Annotated in this window: 12 protein-coding genes; 3 read left to right on the forward strand and 9 right to left on the reverse strand. The window is 32.2% G+C overall.

What is annotated here, in order from left to right; all coding sequences use genetic code 11:
- Positions 1–4: 4 nt before the first annotated feature.
- Complete coding sequence (locus EF514_RS06455; protein ID WP_127724617.1) at positions 5–1351, reverse strand: SAM-dependent methyltransferase; 1347 nt, start codon at positions 1349–1351, stop codon at positions 5–7.
- A gap of 154 nt (positions 1352–1505) precedes the next feature.
- Here EF514_RS06455 and EF514_RS06460 point away from each other — a divergent pair, with 154 nt between their 5' ends.
- Positions 1506–2585 carry a helix-turn-helix domain-containing protein gene (locus EF514_RS06460; protein ID WP_127724618.1) on the forward strand — a complete coding sequence of 360 codons (1080 nt, stop codon included), beginning with the start codon at positions 1506–1508 and terminating at the stop codon, positions 2583–2585.
- A 25-nt stretch (positions 2586–2610) separates the two neighbouring features.
- Here the strand turns inward: EF514_RS06460 and tkt are convergent, their stop codons facing one another.
- From tkt to EF514_RS06495, 7 genes are all read right to left on the reverse strand, one after another.
- Complete coding sequence (gene tkt, locus EF514_RS06465) at positions 2611–4560, reverse strand: transketolase (protein WP_127724619.1); 1950 nt, start codon at positions 4558–4560, stop codon at positions 2611–2613.
- An 11-nt stretch (positions 4561–4571) separates the two neighbouring features.
- Positions 4572–5327: a WecB/TagA/CpsF family glycosyltransferase gene (locus EF514_RS06470; RefSeq protein ID WP_127724620.1), complete on the reverse strand. Its 756-nt coding sequence runs from the start codon at positions 5325–5327 to the stop codon at positions 4572–4574.
- Positions 5328–5330: 3 nt separating this feature from the next.
- A complete protein-coding gene (gene csaB, locus EF514_RS06475) occupies positions 5331–6449 on the reverse strand; it encodes a polysaccharide pyruvyl transferase CsaB (RefSeq protein WP_127724621.1) in 1119 nt (372 codons plus the stop codon).
- Complete coding sequence (locus EF514_RS06480; protein WP_127724622.1) at positions 6427–8505, reverse strand: DUF5693 family protein; 2079 nt, start codon at positions 8503–8505, stop codon at positions 6427–6429. The genes csaB and EF514_RS06480 overlap by 23 nt, the downstream gene beginning before the upstream one ends.
- Before the next feature lie 136 nt (positions 8506–8641).
- Positions 8642–8986 (reverse strand): type II toxin-antitoxin system PemK/MazF family toxin, encoded by a 345-nt coding sequence (locus tag EF514_RS06485; protein ID WP_127724623.1) that lies wholly within the window; start codon positions 8984–8986, stop codon positions 8642–8644.
- Between the two features lie 62 nt (positions 8987–9048).
- Entirely contained in the window at positions 9049–10206 is a 1158-nt protein-coding gene (locus EF514_RS06490) for an NAD(P)H-hydrate dehydratase (RefSeq protein WP_127724624.1), read from the reverse strand.
- Positions 10178–11197, reverse strand: a complete 1020-nt coding sequence (locus EF514_RS06495) for an LTA glycolipid anchor biosynthesis glycosyltransferase, IagA/BgsA family (protein ID WP_127724625.1) — start codon at positions 11195–11197, stop codon at positions 10178–10180. Before EF514_RS06495 ends, EF514_RS06490 begins: the two co-directional genes overlap by 29 nt.
- A 279-nt stretch (positions 11198–11476) precedes the next feature.
- Between EF514_RS06495 and tyrS the strand changes: the two genes are divergently transcribed.
- Positions 11477–12724 carry a tyrosine--tRNA ligase gene (tyrS, locus tag EF514_RS06500; protein WP_127724626.1) on the forward strand — a complete coding sequence of 416 codons (1248 nt, stop codon included), beginning with the start codon at positions 11477–11479 and terminating at the stop codon, positions 12722–12724.
- Positions 12725–12819: 95 nt separating this feature from the next.
- Here tyrS and EF514_RS06505 read toward each other — a convergent pair whose 3' ends face one another.
- The gene (locus EF514_RS06505; RefSeq protein ID WP_127724627.1) at positions 12820–14037 is read right to left on the reverse strand and encodes a glycosyltransferase; all 1218 of its coding nucleotides are present in this window, start codon (positions 14035–14037) and stop codon (positions 12820–12822) included.
- A gap of 148 nt (positions 14038–14185) precedes the next feature.
- On the opposite strand from EF514_RS06505, the gene EF514_RS06510 reads away from it, so the two are divergent.
- The gene (locus EF514_RS06510; RefSeq protein ID WP_127724628.1) at positions 14186–14803 is read left to right on the forward strand and encodes a TlpA family protein disulfide reductase; all 618 of its coding nucleotides are present in this window, start codon (positions 14186–14188) and stop codon (positions 14801–14803) included.
- Positions 14804–14826: the final 23 nt, after the last annotated feature.

A 14826-nucleotide genomic window follows, 5' to 3' on the forward strand; every position in this document is an offset into this window, starting at 1 on the left:
TAAGCTATCGACTTCTTTGAAAACTTTTCGCCTCATTGTATAAACTATCAAGTTCTTCTAAATTCGAGGCAGTAAGATCAATATTCTGTTGAGAGGCCAACTCACTCATAACAGAGAACCTTCCCACAAACTTATCCACTGTAGAATTTAAAACCTCATTTACATTTAAGTCTAAAAACCTACATAAATTTAAGCATGTAAAAATTAAATCCCCTGTCTCCTCAAGGATATTTTGAGAGTCTCCATTAGCCAAAGCAACCCTAAGTTCATTTAACTCCTCAGTTACTTTTTCTAAAACATCTTCAACACGATTCCAAATAAAACCTATAGACATTACACGGTCTATTACGTTTATTGTTCTTTCCAAAGTGTCTGAATCAATGTCAATCAGCTCATCGATAAACTTCTTATTGTTTATTTCTTCAAGACTATTGTAATTATACCCTATGTTATTTATTTTTTCCACTCTTAATTTGCTAAAATCTGCATTTTCCTCAACTTTTTTGTATATTTCTTCTAAAATTTCATAGGAATAATATAAACCTTCTTTTTCCTGCTCAATAATAAAACTTAGAGCTTCTATAAAGTTTAAAACAACCTTCTCCCAACTATCTGAAGTATTATTTTTTACCTTATAAGACAAATTAAAATCTCCATTTTTATAAAGTAATTCCACTATATCTTTAAAATTTATAATCTCATTGGACTTTGGAATATAAATTGCGCTTTGATGATTTATATTTTCAACTCTATCTAGCCTATAAATAGGTATATGATTTACCTCTTCACTTCTTAATCCCGCATCTGTAATTAAATAGATAAAATATTCATCTCCGTAAATTTCTGAAAGAGCTAGCTTTAAGTCCACTGCAATTCGTTTGTTGTAGACCTGAGTTATAATAATGTCACTATGTACATCTATATCTAAAATATTAAACTCATCTCCATCTAAAAGTTTTAATCCCTTTGAGGGATCTCTTTTAACAGCCTTTAAAACAGGCTCAATAAAGCTCATACCCATTACAAGATTTATATCCTCTGTCTTTTCTAAAATCTTTACCACTGTGCTTTCAGCAATTAAAGGATTCCCGGGAACAAAGTAATTAATACTCTCCTCCTTTGACTTCTCCAACAGTACTCTTACTATTTCATTATATACATCTTCAAAAGAATTTAACTCTTCATATAAATAGTCAAAACTTTCATAGTCTATTCCATTTTCTATAAAATAATCTACTGCTTCATGTTTTTCAGTTCTAAGATAGTTTTTATTTCCGTTATTTATTATATTTACAGCCTCAAGTGTCAAGCCCATTTTATCTGTTGCACCTAGACCCACTATATTAATCAAATTATCACCCCAACTTCATTTTAAGTATAGAATCTTTAAATGTAAAGGCTATCTTTTTTAACTAAAAGTTAATTATTTCAACTGTTAATTAAATTTCTCTCAATTGTTTCAATGTTATACCTTTGATAAAATTAAATCAGAAAGGAGAGCACCTATGAAAATAAATGAAATAATAAAATCAAAAAGAAAAGAATTAGGATATACACAGGAAGAAATAGCAGATATTCTTGGGATTTCAACTCCTGCCGTAAATAAATGGGAAAGCGGAGCAACCTATCCCGACATTACACTACTACCTCCCTTAGCACGACTTTTAAAAACGGACTTAAATACGCTTTTATCTTTCAAAGAGGACTTAAGCAATGAAGAGATTGAAACAATACTAAATAAAACTTTTGAAATTATTAACAAAGAAAGTTTTAGTGCAGGGTTTAATTATGCAATTGATATAATTAATGATTATCCACATAATGAAGTATTGACTTTAAACTTAGCTTTAGTTTTAGATGGAGCACTTACTTTATTTCTCGTTGAAAATCAAAAGGAATACAAGAAAAAATTAGAATCCCTTTATAAAAAATTAGTAGAAAGTGAAAATTACACAGTTAAAAACGAAGCCATTCATATGTTAATATCTAAGTATATGGAGGAAAATAAATATGAAAAAGTCGAAGAACTAATAAATCTTCTTCCAACACCTAGTCCCAGAAATAAAAATTTCTATCTAACAAATCTTTACTTTCAAAAAAATAATTTTGACGAAGCTTTAAAATTACTTTCCAGTGAATTAATACAGTCTTTAAGTGATACTCAAAATATACTTTTTATGATGGTTAAAATTGCTCTTAAAGAAAACAGGCCAGAAGATGCTAAACTTTATGCAAATTCCTATAAAAAATTAAATGACGACTTTGGATTTTTGAAATTTATATCATATACTGCACATCTTGAAATAGCATTATACAATAAAGATAAGGAGTCCGCCCTTTTAATACTTGAAAAAATGTTAAATTCATTGGAAGAAAATTGGAATGTTGGAAATTCTATTTTTTACAAGTTTTTAAATTCTTCAAAGGATAATTTAGATAACTATATCTCAAAGTTTATCCCCGCTATTCTAAAAGGATTTGAAACCGAGGAAGAATATGATTTTTTAAGAGAGGATGAAAGATTTTTAGAAATGATTAGTAATAATAAAATTAAATTCAAAATAGACAATGAAAAAGAGCTTTAATCTAAATAGACTAAAGCTCCTTATATTAAATTTCATTTAGTATGTTTTTTATTGTATCTACTGTTATACCGTAATATTCAAATACTTCATTTCCGGGACCTGAAGCTCCAAATTCATCAATGGATATAATTCTGCCCTCATCTCCGGCATACTTATACCATCCAAAAGAACTGGCTGCTTCAACTACTATTCTTCTTTTACACTTTGAAGGTATTATCTCTTCCTTATATTCTATACACTGAGCTTCAAATAATTCTCTTGAAGGCATACTTACCACACGCACTCCCTTTTCGTCCTTTGCCGCTTCTACAGCCAAAGAAACTTCTGAACCGGTGGCAATTATTAATTTTTCCAACTCGCCTTCTTCTCTCTTTACAATATAAGCTCCCTTTTGTGCTTCTATAGAAGAATGTTCCAAGTTTTTCAAAGTCTGTCTTGAAAGTATTAAACACACAGGTGTAGAGTCCGATCTCATAGCAACAGACCATCCCACTGCAGCTTCAGTAGCATCTGCCGGTCTAAATACAATATTGTTCGGAATAGACCTTAACATTGCCAGTTGCTCAATAGGTTGATGTGTAGGACCATCTTCTCCAACTCCAATTGAATCGTGAGTTAGAATAAAAATAGAAGGTATGTGTTGAATCGCACTTAACCTTATGGCAGGCTTCATATAATCGGCAAAAACTAAAAACGTAGCGCCATAACTTCTCAATCCTCCATGTAGTAAAATTCCATTTACTATTGCTGTCATAGCATGTTCTCTTACTCCAAAGTTAATATTTTTCCCAACAGGATTTTTAAGGCTGAAGTTTTCTGAATTGTTCATTGTAGATTTATTTGAAGGCCCCAAGTCTGCACTTCCTCCAAAAAGCAAATCAAATTTTTCAGCAATTCTATTTAAAGCTTCACCTGAAGAAGCTCTTGTTGCCATATCTTTATCAAATTTATAAAATTCTTCATCATTTAAGAAGCCTAAATCAAACTTTCCATTAAAGGAATCTACCAACTTTTTATAGTCTTCAGGATGATTTTCTGAATAGGCTTTTTCTACTTCCTTATATTCTTCATATTTTACCAGAAGTTTTTTATTTAGTTCTTCCATATGAATTTTTACTTCATCAGAAACACAAAACTCCCTTGATTCACACCCCAAAAACTCCTTAGTTTCAGCTACTCCTTCTGTACCTAAAGGTTCACCGTGAGCCTTTGCAAGTCCCTCTCTTGGAGAACCATAGCCTATTTCAGTATTGACTTCTATAATTGTAGGCTGTTCTTTATTTGCCTTAGCTTCTTCAAGAGCTCTTTCAATTTCAGAAATATCATTCCCATCTTTTACTTCCAAAGTTTGCCAGCCCAAAGCCCTATATCTCATAAGAACATTTTCTTTAAAAGATAAATCTGTTGAACCTTCTATGGTAATGTTATTTGAATCATAAAATACTATTAATTTGTCAAGTTGAAGAGTACCTGCAAGAGAAGACGCCTCATTTGAAACACCTTCCATTAAATCTCCATCTCCACACAACACATAGGTATAATGATCTATTATCTTTTCTTCCCTATTATAAATTGCAGCCAGGTGTCTCTCTGCCATTGCCATTCCCACTGCTGCAGATATCCCTTGCCCTAAAGGTCCAGTAGTTGCCTCCACACCAACTGTATGACCGTATTCAGGATGCCCAGGAGTAAGGGAATTAATCTGTCTAAATTCCTTTAAATCCTCTATAGTCAATCCATAACCAAAAAGATGCAACAAAGAATACAGCATACTTGAACCGTGACCTGCTGATAGTACAAACCTGTCTCTATTTATCCACTTAGGATCTTTGGGGTTGTGACTCATGTTTTTCCAAATTACATAGGCCATCGGTGCCGCTCCTAGGGGAAGACCCGGATGACCTGAATTAGCTTTTTGAACTTGATCAATAGAAAGTGTTCTAATGGTGTTTATACATTTTTCCTCGATATTCAACTTGTTCCTCCTTATTTTACTGAATCTCTATCTAATAAAATTGAAATTAAAAACTTGGGAATTGCCACCTGTCTCTTTATTCTTGATGGATTACTTAAAAGACGATACAACCACTCTAAATTGAGTTTTATAAAGATATCGGGAGCTCTCTTTGCCTCTCCTGCCAATATATCAATAACTCCTCCATTGCCTATTATCAACTTCGAATGGAGTTTTTTAGCATTCTCCTCCATCCATATTTCCTGTTTCGGATAACCCAAACCCAGAAATACAATGTCGGGTTTAACATTATTAATATCCTCTATTACCTTTAATTCCTCTTCATGATCTTTCATTCCAAGATGTGTTCCATTAAAGTACCCATGGTGAAATCCTGCCAAATTTAAGTCGGGATATTTTTCTTTTAAATTGTTATAGGCCTTTTCCACTACTTCAGGTTTTGTACCCAATAAGTACAAACTATAGCCTTCTTCTCTGGCTATATCTATTAGCTTCATGGAAATATCAAATCCTGTAACTCTTTCCTTAAGAGGTTTTTTTCTTATTTTAGAGCCATAAATCAATCCTATTCCATCCGGCACCGACAAATCCTTAGTATTTAAAATTTCCCTCATCTCGGTATTGTTTTTAGCGTCCATTACTATTTCAGTGTTTGGTGTAACAACGGTATGAATTCTGTCCTCTTTTAAAAAGCCCTTTATAATATCCATTGCCTCTTCAAAGTTCACATTGAATATATCCACTCCAAAAATACTAACCTTATCCATATTTCACCTCTCAAGAACTTCTTTAACTGCTTCGTTATGATTATTCGTAAGAGAATAAAATTTATCCAAGTGGCTTTTAGTCTCTTCTTTTAAAGTTTCTAAATTTTCAATTGCATAAAGTACTTCTTCTACAACTTCCGTTGACTTAAAATCTTCAACATACATTCGCTGTACTCGATTTAATTCTTTCATAAAACCGTCTATTTTGGGATCATAGGAAATACCTATGGGATAGGCTCCCATTAACGTTGAAAATACAAGACCATGCAATCTCATAGAAACCATTATATCCATATTTCCAATAAGTGACAAGTAACTCTCCACGTGAAGATATTCCTCTACCAAGTAAATATTACTGTGTCTTTGCCTTAAATTTTCATAGATTTCTCTTTCAATATTTAAGTCCAAGTGGTAGAAAAAAGGTATTAAAATAATATTTACATCCTGCTCTTTAAGTAAGTCATCAATTGATTTAATAACCTCTTTAACTGTTCTGGCTCCGTAAGTTTTCCAATTGATAATTGTAAAAGCTATATTCAATTTATCTTCACTTACTCCGATTTTAGAAAGTATTCTGCTCCCCTCTTCATTTGAAGGCTTATTAATGCCAAAAACCGTATCGGTGGTAATAAGTATCTCCCTATTTACACCTAACTCTTTTAATTCCCTTGCAGATTGACTGTCTCTAACATTTATAAAATCCACTTTATTTAAAATTCTTCTAGTAAGTGCTCTGTTTCTCTTTAAAGTAATGGGACCTATTCCTTGTGAATAGATAAAAGTCTTCTTTTTAAATAACATTCCAAGTCTTAATATGGCAAGATAGTACAATATAGACTTCTTACTGGTAATATCCTGAAGTAATGAACCGCCGCCAAGCAATATCATGTCACAACTTCTAATTGCCCTTATAATTTCAAACAATTTAGACCTATTGACACTTTTTACATCATACTTCATAGTGGTCCAGTCGGGATTTTTAGAAAGCACTACAATTTCCGCATCACACTTTGAAGAAATCCCGTCAACTAAACCCTTTAATATTGCTTCATCACCTATATTATTGTAACCATAATAACCTGAAACTAAAATTTTCCCCTTACTTTGCAATATATTTGTCATATCCCTTCCTAAACAAATCCACAACTACTAACATAATTGCCGACAATATACAAGCCATTACAAACTCAATAATTACTCTGATAAAACTCATTGAAAGAGGAGTTCTTATATGAGAAAAAGTATTTACTATATCAGCTTGACCTATTGCCACAAATAAAGTGAGTATTAAACTGAATAATTCTCCCCTTTTATTATATCCTACATACATTAGTAGAAACACAGAAGGAAATCCTATAAATAAAGCCTTTGTCCTTGGACGAGCCGGAAGATATTCCTCCATTAGATTTCTAAATAAAAGTTCTATTCCAGGTACTTTGGTATTACTATTTCCGCCCCTTAATATAAACAAAGCCAAAACAACTAAAATACCCAGACCTATTATTACCTGCCAAATCTTAACATTTAAGGTTAAAACATTTGTAACCTCATTTAACCTTAATTTCGGATTTCCAATTTTTTCACGTCCAAATCCAACATAGGCAGCATATATGAAAACTGCAATAACTAAAGGAAGTAATTGGGATATTTTAACCCCTCTAAAGATATTGATTTCCGCCAGATAATTCGTTCCGCTCATATAGGAAATCTCCATAAGAGCTCCTACAGAAGTAATTAAAATTGCCATTAACAATGTCATTGCACCGTGTAAATATACCTTTGGAAGAGACTTGCTCCTCTTTCTTCTCCTAACCTGATTGTAATTTTCTATAACTACACAAAGCGCCAAAGAAGGATAGGTAACTATTGCTAAAAGATTAAACAACACATTTCCAATATCTTCTTTTACCTTAAGTCCAAAGAATACCACCGATAAAACTGCACCCAGTACAAAGAAAAGCAAACTCAGTTTATCTCCCAGTGAAAAAATAATTCCAAGCAATAAAACAGCTGCACATACAGTACCTAAAGATATAAATACCTTTAATGTACTGTCGGGATTCCATTGCCCTATTGGATTTACATTTCCAACTTCATAACCCTTAGGTTCTAATCTATTTCCTAAATTTTTTATTACATTTCCATATTTTTCCGCTTCAACAATAATCTTGTCATTCTTCACAAAGGGTTTTAAATAGATTACTGAAATATTTCTCTCAGAAATCGCCCTATAGTAAACATTTGTCAATTCTTCCCCATTTTGATGTCCGGGAATTGAATAATCAAAGGCACTTTGTAAATAATCCCAAGTAGTAAAAGCTCTTACCTTGTTTACGTCATTCCTCTTTACTATGGAGTCCAAACCCTCCACTTTTAAATGGCCTCTTTGATTTGAAGCCTCTATCATTCCAATAGAGATTTTTTTAGTTTTGATCCAATTTATAAAGTCATCTGTTATCTTGGTATCTTCAACAGTATTCTTATAAACTTCTTTCCCTGAAAAAACAATATATCTCTGTTTCGGATTATATTGTTCAACTGCTCCTTTAAATCTCTCCATAGTAGCTCTGGAGTCTTGATATCTTCCATAATATATAGGTCTTAAGTTTACTTCCAATCCCTCAATACTTTTTATAGTATTGATTCTTTTTTCATCAAAACCCAGTCCCACATACTCAAGAGCCGACCCGATGTTTCCGTCATCGCCAAGTCTTTCCTGTAAAAGATCATAGGCATCCGACTTATAGGTCACTAAATCAGATGGGCGACCTTTAATTTTTATTTCAAATTCGGAAATTTTTTCGATTTCTCTTTTGTCTTTTAATGTATTTAAACCGTTAGTTATAAAATTTAAACTTTCAACATCTCCCCAAACTACTAAGTCCATTCCCACCATGGAAGTTCTAATATTTAAGGTTGGATCCTTTTTCATAGAATTTATAGTAGTCTCATTTATAGACACTACATTTACACCATTCTTTGCCAAATCAGTAAAATAATCCTTTGGCGTTTTATTTTCTATGTAACCTACTTTTGAAAAATCATCATAGTCAGCTACAATGTCATAATTTTTATAAGTGCTTTCAGCTTTATATCTACCATTTACAAAATAAAAAGAAACTCCTATTGAAATCAAAATAAAAAATAAAAATATCTTGTTCTTATGTTTACCAAACATACTTACTCCTTTAACTATTCATTAAATTTAATTTATATTTTTATGCTCTTTTAATTATACTATGAAAAAGATCATATTAACACAGAAAAAACAGGCTTTCAATAATATGAAAGCCTTAATATGTAACCTTGCTCCATTATGTAATATCTAAGCTAACCTTTATAGCTTTGTCTATTTCCGTCATAATATTTTCAGGGAACTTGCCTATCCTTTCCCTCAATCTCTTTTTGTCTATAGTCCTTATCTGTTCTAGAAGAATGACAGAGTTCTTAGGCAAAGGAACCCCCTTTGCATCTACATTTACATGAGTAGGCAACTTCGCTTTATTTAATTGTGACGTTATAGCTGCTACAATAATAGTGGGTGAATACTTATTACCTACATTGTTTTGAATAATCACAACGGGTCTCACTCCACCTTGCTCTGATCCTATTACAGGAGAAAGGTCTGCGTAGAAAATATCTCCTCTTTTTATTAGCATTCCATCGCATCCTTTTGAGATTAAGAGATCCCTAACATTATAAGTTAAACTGACTTAAAATGTCAAATGATTTGAGTTACGGCTTTCGGTATATTGTTTAATATATCGCCTGCAACCATTCCCTCCTCGCCAACTTCATCCCTTGCATAATCACCGGCCAATCCGTGGACATAACTGCCAACACAGGCTGCTTTATAGGGATTTAATTTTCTTCCCAATAAAGATACTATAATACCAGTTAGAACGTCTCCAGATCCTGCCGTTGCCATTCCGGGATTTCCGGTACTGTTTACATAAACTTCTTTCCCATTGGTAACTATAGTATTATTACCCTTTAGCAGTGTTAAACAATTATATTTCCTTGAGAATTCTATTGCAAGTTCTTTTTTATTTATTTCAAGTTCCGAAATTTCCTTTTTAGTAAGTCTTGAAAACTCTCCCAAATGGGGTGTTAAAACTGTTGTAAAAGGCTTTCTGTTTTCTAATAAATGTAAATTTTCAGCCAGTAAAGTAAGTCCGTCAGCATCTACTACTAGAACTTTATCTAAAGCCAAAACTTTTGAAAATACATTTGCGCTGGTTTCATTTAATCCAATCCCCGGTCCAATAGCTACCGCATCCAATCCATTTAAAAATTCCACCATTGAAACACTGTTGCTAAAAGATTTTACAATAGGTTCAATAAGTTTTATACTCATAATATCTAAAATATTTTGGGGAACTACATTATAAACAAGCCCACTACCTGTTTTCAAGGCAGCATTTGAGCTTAAGTAGGCGCTTCCGCACATTCCCTTTGAACCTGCAACAATTCCTACCTTACCGTAACTTCCTTTATGCGTCTGCTTTTCTCTCTTTTTTAAAACTCCTTTAAACAAAGTTCTAGACGACACCGAATTTGAAATAGCCGTTGAAACAGCAAAGCCTCCATCATGAGAAATACTTACTTTAAATAATTCATCTCCTACTTTAGCATAGGGTGAATTATCTTTATAAAATATCTCTATATCCTTAAAAGTAGTTTTCCCAATACCTGTATTTAATGCTTTTGAGACAGCTTCTTTTGTGGCATACATTCCCGCAATACTTTCAACTCTGAAATTTTTCCCCTTTAAATACTCTATTTCTTCATCGCTGAAAATCTTTTTTAAAAAGGCATCTCCATATTTCAAATAAAGTTTTTCTATTCTGTCAACTTTCACTAAATCTATTCCCAACATTTAAAATCTCTCCATATAATTTCTTTAATCTTAAGCCCACATTTTCAATGGACCTTTCTTCTACTATTTTATAGCTTTCTTCTGTTAAATCCTTTAAATTACCTTCAATTATATCCACAATTTTTCCTTCAAATTCATTAACATCGTTTCCTTTATAAATATTTACTCCATCTTCAAAATCATCTTCATATATGGGAATATCTCTTATTAAAGTCTTTGCCCTACATGCAAGAGCTTCCAGTAAAACTATCCCCTCTGTTTCCTCATAGGTAGGAAAAAAATATAAATCGCAGGCGCTATAAGCCATTCTAAGTTCATTACTTGAAACATAGCCCGGAAAATGTAAATTATCTAAATCTGAATTTACAGCATCTCTAATTTCTTTTGGAACTAAATTTAAATCCATATATCCAAACCAGTAAAACTCATACTGAGGTAATCTTTTAGCAAGTTCAACAAAATCTAAAATTCCCTTTCGTTTAATATATAGTCCTACGGAAATAACTATTTTCTTTCCCTTAGATTTATATTTTTTTTCAAATACTTCTCTATCATTTGGTTTACTTTTCCAAAAATCCAAATCAATTCCATTTGACAACACTTCTATTCTCTCTTTAATACCGTAACCCTTTAATATTTTTTTTGAATATTCTGTAGGGGTGAGTATTAAATTTGAAGTAGTATAGCACTTAATAATCCATTTTCTAAAAAGGGGAGCTAGTAAATTAGAAAATAAAAAGGAATTTCTAAAATCTTCCTCTGTTGAATGTGCATGGTAGACTAGCGGAATTCCTTTTTTTATTGATTTTTTTGCAAGTATATAGGACTTTGGAAATACAGTATTAATATGTACTAAGTCAAAGTTACTATGAAGATCAGAGGTCGTCTCCACTCCCGCTTTACTTAAAGCTCTTTCCTGGTGTCTGATAGCGTGACCCACACCGGATTTTTCTATTTTTGAGTAATTATCCTTAAAAATAAGTACTTTCATAATTACACCTCTATATAAATATTAAGGTATTAACCTTTAAAATTCCACATTAAAATCAATATTTAGCAATATTTTACTGTTGACAAAGAAAATTGAATAGTATATATTGTATTTAATTTCATAGGGACTTTGAAGGTATACAGTAGGCTTAATGCCGAATTACAATACTGGAGTCTTAAAGAAACTGTGCTTAAACAGTAAGAGGCTACGAGCAAAGAAAGGTGGTACCACGAATGCGTCCTTTCAACTTCGTAGTTATTTTTTTATGGAGGTTAATTTATGATAGACTACAAATTAGAGCACGACAACGTATTTGATGAATTGGTGGAAAGAGGCTACTTTGAACAAGCCACCTATGAAGATGAGTTAAAAGAGCTACTCGGTAAAGAATCTGTCAAGTTTTACATTGGCTTTGATGCAACTGCTGACAGTTTAACTATAGGTCACTTCATTCAAATTATGGTAATGATGAGAATGCAAAGACACGGCCATGTTCCAATTGCCCTTTTAGGCGGTGGGACCACTATGATTGGCGACCCTTCCGGACGTTCCGATATGAGAATGGTAATGTCAAAAGAAACTATAGACCATAACGCCGCTTGTTTTGCTAAACAACTTGGAAGATTTTTAGATTTTGAGGACAACAAGGCCATTATTGAAAACAATGCCAACTGGCTTTTAGACCTAAACTTCTTGGATTTTATGAGAGAAATAGGCGTTCATTTTTCAGTTAACCAGATGCTTACATTGGATTCCTATAAAAACAGAATGGAAGATGGTCTTACTTTCTTTGAATTCAGTTATATGTTAATGCAATCCTATGACTATCTTGTACTTTACAGAAAACACGGCGTGAAGTTACAAATGGGCGGTTCAGATCAATGGTCAAATATTTTAGGCGGATATGATTTAGTTAGAAAAATTGAACACGATAAAGTCTATGCCATGACTTTTAAACTTCTAACCACTGCTGACGGAGTTAAAATGGGTAAATCTCAAAAGGGCGCTGTTTGGTTAGATGAAACTAAAACCTCACCCTATGAACTGTATCAATATATGAGAAATATTGATGACAGAGATGTGGAAAAATTCCTGCTTATGCTTACATTCCTTCCAATTGATGAATGTAAGAGATTAGGAGCGCTGGAAGGTTCAGCTATAAATGAAGGTAAGGATATCTTGGCCTATGAAGTTACAAAGTTAGTCCACGGTGCCGAAGAGGCCGATAAGGCCAGAGAAGCTTCAAAGGCTTTATTTGCCGGTGGTGCGGATTCAGAAAACATACCTTTTACAGAAATCTCCAAAGCTGAATTTGAAGAAGGAAAATCCATTATTGAACTATTAAGAGAATTAGATTTAATAAAAAGTAATTCTGAAGGTAGAAGACTTATTGAGCAAAATGGAATATCCATAGACGGTGAAAAAGTTAAATCCTTTGAAAAGACAATAACTGTTGATGATTTTTCTGAGGATAAGATTTTAATTCAAAAAGGAAAGAAAATCTACCACCAAGTAAAATTAGTATAACTTTTAAAATATTTTATTTTATTAAAACCTATCTGAAGATAAAACTTCACATAGGTTTTATTTTTTATTTTATAATTCCAATTCATATTAATTTATTAAAACCTGTATAGGTTTTTAAAAGTGCTTCTTAATTTGTAGTATCCCCTTTTAGTAATGGGAATGTACCTATAGTTCATAATAATTTCTTTATATAGGGAAAATATACTGCTTGCGAAGTATTCCTTTGAAAACCTGACGGAAATACTTTTCGAGTTTTTAGACATCTTTTCTTTTAAATCTCTATTTTTAAAAATTTTATTTATTCCCTTTGTAAATTCTTCTCTGTTATTAAAATAATAACCGTTAACTCCATTTTTAAGCATCTCTTCCAGACAATCATCTTTTCTACAAACAAGGGGTAGGGAATTTGCCATTGCCTCAATATAAGTAAGTCCTTGAGTTTCACTTTTTGATGACGATACGTAGACGTCTGACATCCTATAAATTTTATAGATGTTTTCAGGTGAAATCATTCCCGTAAAAACTATGTTAATACACCCAAGATTTTTAACTTTCTTTTCCAGTTCGCTTTTGTAAGGTCCATCTCCAACTATCAACAAGGTAAACTTATTTTTATCTTCAAAGCTTTCTCCAAAGAAATCTATTAACTCATCTATATTTTTTTCTGCAGCAACTCTTCCCAAAGATAAAATTATAAAATTATCCTTTGCAATTCCATATTTTTCCTTAATCTTTTCAATTTCTCCCTCTTCAACTTCTCGATTAAAAAGCGATAAGTCTATTCCCGTCGGTATTACTGCAACTTTATTTGTTAAATTATATTTTTTTAAGGCAACCTTTACCTTTCTAGTAGGTGCCACTATGCAATTGCACTTTTTTAGCAATTGCTTCATTCCCACAGATACTAATTTTTTACCCACTCTATCATATTTTATAATGTATCTTACATAGTGCTCATACATGGTGTGGTAGGTGTGGATTATGGGACATTTGGTTTTTTTCGCCACGACCTTTGCAAATATAAGAGTTGAAAATTCACATTGTGTGTGGATTATATCGGGCCTCCAGTCTATTAACTCTCTTAAAATATCCCTATTTAAATGTAGAGATGCCCTTATGTCCGGATAAACTTTAAGAGGAAAAGAACCGGCATAGTATACGTCCCCTTCCCTACGGGAATTCAAAGTATTTGAAAGGGTCAGTATCTTTACGTCCACTCCCATCTTCTTTAATTCATCATATAAATTTAAAACAGAAGTAACCACTCCATTAATCTGCGGTTTAAATACATCAGTTGTAATTAAAACTTTCATAAATTTCCTCCACACCTATTGTACCAAAATTTTATAATAGAAACTTTTAAATCTTTATTAAGAATTTGTTATTTAAATTTAACTTTTCTTATCGTATAATTACACCTGTAATGATTTAAACTTATAGTATAAATACTTGGAGGTAATAATGATAAGAAATTTAAAATCAAAAGGACTTTCCCTTTTGTTAATCTTTACTTTAACACTTGGGCTAGTCGCTTGTAATAATAAGGAGAACACTATTAATACGTCTAATAGTTCCGGTAATACTACCAACGACTCCTTAGAAGACATGAATATCTATGAGGAATTGTTAGGTTATACTTCAATAGATTTAAATGCTTCGTCTATTGATGGAGAAATAATAACAAATGACATCTTTAAAAATTCAAAAGTGACAATGGTGAATTTTTGGGCGACTTTTTGCGGACCTTGCATTAGGGAAATGCCTGACTTAGCTGAATTGCATAATGAATATAATGAAGAGGACTTTCAAATAATAGGTATTATTGGAGATACTTTTGAAGGTTCTGATAATAATATGGCTAAAGCGAAAACTTTAATAGCTGAGAATAATGTCTCTTTTACAAATATAATTCCCAACAATGACCTATATTCAAATTATATAGACGGAAAAATCCAAGGCTTCCCAACTACTATTTTTATAGATTCTCAAGGAAATTTAATTGGCAACATAATAGTGGGTTCTAATGACAAAGAAAATTGGAAATCAATTATTGATGAGACTTTAAGTACTATAAATTAACTTAATAGCACAAATAAAAATAA

Source organism: Anaerosphaera multitolerans (assembly GCF_004006535.1).
GTDB classification, from domain to species: Bacteria; Bacillota; Clostridia; order Tissierellales; family Peptoniphilaceae; genus Anaerosphaera; species Anaerosphaera multitolerans.

Bases quoted from the DNA above. Each gene is read 5' to 3' on its own strand.
- EF514_RS06505 (WP_127724627.1), bottom strand. From the start codon at position 14,037: ATGAAAGTTTTAATTACAACTGATGTATTTAAACCGCAGATTAATGGA.
- EF514_RS06495 (WP_127724625.1), bottom strand. From the start codon at position 11,197: ATGAAAGTACTTATTTTTAAGGATAATTACTCAAAAATAGAAAAATCC.
- EF514_RS06510 (WP_127724628.1), top strand. From the start codon at position 14,186: ATGATAAGAAATTTAAAATCAAAAGGACTTTCCCTTTTGTTAATCTTT.
- csaB (WP_127724621.1), bottom strand. From the start codon at position 6,449: ATGACAAATATATTGCAAAGTAAGGGGAAAATTTTAGTTTCAGGTTAT.
- tyrS (WP_127724626.1), top strand. From the start codon at position 11,477: ATGATAGACTACAAATTAGAGCACGACAACGTATTTGATGAATTGGTG.
- EF514_RS06460 (WP_127724618.1), top strand. From the start codon at position 1,506: ATGAAAATAAATGAAATAATAAAATCAAAAAGAAAAGAATTAGGATAT.
- EF514_RS06485 (WP_127724623.1), bottom strand. From the start codon at position 8,986: ATGCTAATAAAAAGAGGAGATATTTTCTACGCAGACCTTTCTCCTGTA.
- EF514_RS06480 (WP_127724622.1), bottom strand. From the start codon at position 8,505: ATGTTTGGTAAACATAAGAACAAGATATTTTTATTTTTTATTTTGATT.
- EF514_RS06490 (WP_127724624.1), bottom strand. From the start codon at position 10,206: ATGTTGGGAATAGATTTAGTGAAAGTTGACAGAATAGAAAAACTTTAT.
- EF514_RS06470 (WP_127724620.1), bottom strand. From the start codon at position 5,327: ATGGATAAGGTTAGTATTTTTGGAGTGGATATATTCAATGTGAACTTT.